Origin of the sequence: Spirulina sp. CCY15215 (assembly GCF_016888125.1) — a bacterium.
In the GTDB taxonomy this organism is placed as follows: Bacteria; Cyanobacteriota; Cyanobacteriia; order Cyanobacteriales; family Spirulinaceae; genus CCY15215.
Genome location: NZ_JACSWA010000591.1, coordinates 1 through 5,470 on the forward strand (window position 1 = coordinate 1; position 5,470 = coordinate 5,470).

Sequence of the window (5,470 nt, forward strand, 5' to 3'; positions counted from 1 at the left end):
ATTATTGTAACACAAGACGGGTTAAAACCCGTTGCGTTCGATGTCCATTGATTAAAATCAATGGCTAACCCTCACTCTCTAGCTTTAGGTTTTCTCTACCATAGCCTGAACCCTCGATAGAATTCACAATTGGCAAAAATTTTCTTCAAGGGCTTGCCAAATTGAATGGGGGGTGCTTATAATAAGAAACTGTTGCAGAAAAAGCAGACATTCCTCAGTAGCTCAGTGGTAGAGCGGTCGGCTGTTAACCGATTGGTCGTAAGTTCGAATCTTACCTGGGGAGTTTTAAGGGATTAGTTTTGAGGTTATCAGGTTTAAAGCCGGTATTGTAAAGTTTAACTAAATATAAAGTTTAAAGCCAGTCTCATAATTTCTTCTCTCTCAGATTTCCGAAAGTACGTTCAATCCCTCATAGGGATTAGTTGTTATTGAAACATCAGATGCCAAAAATGCTACGGTAGACACTGATGCGTTTCAATCCCTCATAGGGATTAGTTGTTATTGAAACCAAAACACGCAATAAAGACCTGTATAACAATGTCAATCTAGTTTCAATCCCTCATAGGGATTAGTTGTTATTGAAACCTTTTCTCTTCATCAAACCTGTTAAGGATTGTGTTTCAATCCCTCATAGGGATTAGTTGTTATTGAAACTTATTGTCTGAATCTGAATATGAGTGCCGTAACGGTTTCAATCCCTCATAGGGATTAGTTGTTATTGAAACTTCTCATTGGTCACTATTTCTTCTCAATGCTATGGTTTCAATCCCTCATAGGGATTAGTTGTTATTGAAACAATTCGAGAGTCTTTTCATAGCATCAAAAAATCCCAGTTTCAATCCCTCATAGGGATTAGTTGTTATTGAAACGCCGGCACCGAGGCAAACCAGCCCCCACCGAGAGGAGTTTCAATCCCTCATAGGGATTAGTTGTTATTGAAACAAGTCTGACATCGATCAGACAAATGATCACCCATGAATCAGTTTCAATCCCTCATAGGGATTAGTTGTTATTGAAACTGTACTTGAGCTTACAAGGGTCGTTAGTTCTCTTGTTTCAATCCCTCATAGGGATTAGTTGTTATTGAAACATGAACAACAAAATGTATCAAGTCCATGAAAGATACTGTGATCAATACGTTTCAATCCCTCATAGGGATTAGTTGTTATTGAAACGTGTCGGGCTGTGGCTCTCCCCATCACGGGGATGGTCGCTTGGTTTCAATCCCTCATAGGGATTAGTTGTTATTGAAACACTCAGATGAAGGATCTTCAAAAACTTTTATGGCGTTTCAATCCCTCATAGGGATTAGTTGTTATTGAAACCGCTAAATTTATCAGCAATCCCAGAAGGATTGAGTTTCAATCCCTCATAGGGATTAGTTGTTATTGAAACTTGAAAGGGGGATCGCAAAATTTAATATTCTTCCGTTTCAATCCCTCATAGGGATTAGTTGTTATTGAAACTGCGATCGCCAGTAACAAAGACCTCAAAAACGAGTTTCAATCCCTCATAGGGATTAGTTGTTATTGAAACAGAGTGTACACCTAGGTTATTTTGTTTGGCCAATGTTTCAATCCCTCATAGGGATTAGTTGTTATTGAAACTGAAACAACGGCAAGTTAGGAATGGGATCGTTCCTAACTGGTTCGTTTCAATCCCTCATAGGGATTAGTTGTTATTGAAACGAAAAAAGGAAATCCTTGTTAATCGGATTTTAAAGTTTCAATCCCTCATAGGGATTAGTTGTTATTGAAACTGATAAAGATGCAGATTTTATCAAGCTGATTGAATTGTTTCAATCCCTCATAGGGATTAGTTGTTATTGAAACGAGCGATACCGTCGCGAGTTGTACCGGCTAGAGAATGTTTCAATCCCTCATAGGGATTAGTTGTTATTGAAACCGTTTTTCATTGCCTCGGTTTCTATCTCTTTAGCGTTTCAATCCCTCATAGGGATTAGTTGTTATTGAAACCGCACTCCAACCACACCTTCCAAGCATTCACTGTGGCGTTTCAATCCCTCATAGGGATTAGTTGTTATTGAAACCATCGAAACAGCGATCGCTGGCGATCGCGACCTCAAAAACGAGTTTCAATCCCTCATAGGGATTAGTTGTTATTGAAACGGTTATCCGGCCTCCTTTCTTTTCTATGGAAATTCGTTTCAATCCCTCATAGGGATTAGTTGTTATTGAAACTGTTCTTAGGGCAGATCGATTATGATACTGTCTTTGTTTCAATCCCTCATAGGGATTAGTTGTTATTGAAACGAAGTTTTCGGATTCATCGGGACAAACGTTGCGGTTTCAATCCCTCATAGGGATTAGTTGTTATTGAAACGAAGCGCTAGAAAGAGAAAAAGCATTAGGAAGAGGAGTTTCAATCCCTCATAGGGATTAGTTGTTATTGAAACAGTACAAAAGAAGTGCGATCGCTAATAAGCGTTAGTTTCAATCCCTCATAGGGATTAGTTGTTATTGAAACTTCCCCCAAAAGCGTCAAGCATATCAAAGGCGTTTCAATCCCTCATAGGGATTAGTTGTTATTGAAACTTATCTAATATTTTTGATTTTACGGGGTAATCCCCCTTTAGTTTCAATCCCTCATAGGGATTAGTTGTTATTGAAACCATCTCCCATCCCCGCGTTAACGCCCGAATCGCATCCCATAGGGGTTTCAATCCCTCATAGGGATTAGTTGTTATTGAAACTTATTGTACATCATCACTTCCCATTGCTGTACTTGTTTCAATCCCTCATAGGGATTAGTTGTTATTGAAACTGGCTCGCTCTTGCAATCCTCCATCTTCTTGATGTTTCAATCCCTCATAGGGATTAGTTGTTATTGAAACCTGATCCTGGCGCTGAAATGTCCTTTTTGTTTTTTGTTCTGTTTCAATCCCTCATAGGGATTAGTTGTTATTGAAACATTGAGTCTCGCTTTTGCAGTCCTCCATTTTTTTGAGGTTTCAATCCCTCATAGGGATTAGTTGTTATTGAAACTCCGAGATTTCCGCACCGCTTTCCTCTGCTGCTGCTGTTTCAATCCCTCATAGGGATTAGTTGTTATTGAAACAGGCATCCATGATAAGTCTTGTCGCTTTTCTCGTGGAGTTTCAATCCCTCATAGGGATTAGTTGTTATTGAAACGCACGAGTTTATTACGCATCACTTATTCCTCCATTGTTTCAATCCCTCATAGGGATTAGTTGTTATTGAAACATTAGCGCGGCTTTTTGCCCGTTCTTGGATAACTTGTTTCAATCCCTCATAGGGATTAGTTGTTATTGAAACCGATAGTAGCTTTGATATTGCTAATAAATATCCCGACTTGTTTCAATCCCTCATAGGGATTAGTTGTTATTGAAACCCGATGATTAGCACATTTAACACGGATGCCATTTTACGTTTCAATCCCTCATAGGGATTAGTTGTTATTGAAACAATATGAGGCAGCATTTCGGGGATGCGATCGCAGGAGACGTTTCAATCCCTCATAGGGATTAGTTGTTATTGAAACTCGGTGCGATCGCGTTTTCGCTCGATAATCTGGTTTCAATCCCTCATAGGGATTAGTTGTTATTGAAACTCTCGATATCATGCTAGACTCACCGCTCCATGCCTTTGTTTCAATCCCTCATAGGGATTAGTTGTTATTGAAACACGGGATGTGGAATCCGTAGTGCTTGGATTTTTTAGTGTTTCAATCCCTCATAGGGATTAGTTGTTATTGAAACTGTATTGAACGCGATCGCCAGTCTAAAAACCCTGTTTCAATCCCTCATAGGGATTAGTTGTTATTGAAACCCAACAACACGATGCTTTTTTCTAGGATCATAAAAACGTTTCAATCCCTCATAGGGATTAGTTGTTATTGAAACCTTTTCAATAGTCTTATCCTTTCGCGGCACCCAGTTTCAATCCCTCATAGGGATTAGTTGTTATTGAAACCCTTGTTTTGTAGTATAATCTTCGCAATACTACGTTTCAATCCCTCATAGGGATTAGTTGTTATTGAAACGAAGAGATAATGCAATCGGAGAAAGAGCGGAAAGGTTTCAATCCCTCATAGGGATTAGTTGTTATTGAAACTAAAGTGCGAGCGGGTTCGGGCTCTGTTCGCACGTTTCAATCCCTCATAGGGATTAGTTGTTATTGAAACCCCATTCTTTGGATTCGCGATCGTAGAGATTGAGGTTTCAATCCCTCATAGGGATTAGTTGTTATTGAAACATCCAAGCGAACATTTACCCATCGATCCTGTTAGAGTTTCAATCCCTCATAGGGATTAGTTGTTATTGAAACCAAAATTTAATATTCTTCCTACAAAGCGATCGCATCTAGTTTCAATCCCTCATAGGGATTAGTTGTTATTGAAACCCAACAATTTGCAGCATTCACCCAAAAAGCACTAAGTTTCAATCCCTCATAGGGATTAGTTGTTATTGAAACCCGAAAATTTGAAAAAGAATTATTGGGGACAAGGTTTCAATCCCTCATAGGGATTAGTTGTTATTGAAACCATATCCACTTTTCGTTTATGGATATTATTTTTCTTGTTTCAATCCCTCATAGGGATTAGTTGTTATTGAAACCTAACGGTTATTCGCGATTATCGGGCGATCGTAAGTTTCAATCCCTCATAGGGATTAGTTGTTATTGAAACGTCGATTTTCACAAAGTCCTTCCGCTTCCAGTTTCAATCCCTCATAGGGATTAGTTGTTATTGAAACGTTAGATTAGAAACCCAAATCGTCGCCCTAGACCAGTTTCAATCCCTCATAGGGATTAGTTGTTATTGAAACCCTGTCAGGTCTAGCGGCGCGATCGTCCCTCTAGTTTCAATCCCTCATAGGGATTAGTTGTTATTGAAACTTTGTTTTTCTATAGTAGCACAGAATTTACGCAGTTTCAATCCCTCATAGGGATTAGTTGTTATTGAAACCCAATTGGATCGAAAGAGCCAGAAGCCCGACGAGTTTCAATCCCTCATAGGGATTAGTTGTTATTGAAACATCCTTCCTGCTCGCTCTGCCTCATTCTTTGAGGTTTCAATCCCTCATAGGGATTAGTTGTTATTGAAACCTGTAGTAGTTGAGTGCGAGCAAATTATCTCGGAGTTTCAATCCCTCATAGGGATTAGTTGTTATTGAAACAAGAAAAACTGTCTGGCGGTTGCACTTGTCAAGTTTCAATCCCTCATAGGGATTAGTTGTTATTGAAACTTTATCGGATTCAGTTTTGAACGGTTTAAAGCGCCGTTTCAATCCCTCATAGGGATTAGTTGTTATTGAAACTTTTTTATACTTGCGACCGCGTACCGCGTACCTCAAGTTTCAATCCCTCATAGGGATTAGTTGTTATTGAAACTGCCCAGAGTTGAAACCCTTACCGTATTTAGTTTTCAAGGTTCGTTTGCGGATACCGAGAGTTACTATAGCATTTCAGCCATCGCTTCCGCAAGGCCT

1 tRNA gene and 1 CRISPR repeat array are annotated in these 5,470 nt (G+C 39.3%); the gene reads left to right on the top strand.

Features of this window, described 5'->3' with window-relative positions:
- The first annotated feature begins 211 nt into the window (after positions 1 to 211).
- Positions 212 to 283: transfer RNA gene (locus tag JUI58_RS22070), tRNA-Asn, on the top strand.
- 115 nt (positions 284 to 398) lie between these two features.
- Positions 399 to 5,372: a CRISPR direct-repeat array (repeat unit 37 nt; unit sequence GTTTCAATCCCTCATAGGGATTAGTTGTTATTGAAAC).
- The last annotated feature ends 98 nt before the right edge of the window (positions 5,373 to 5,470 follow it).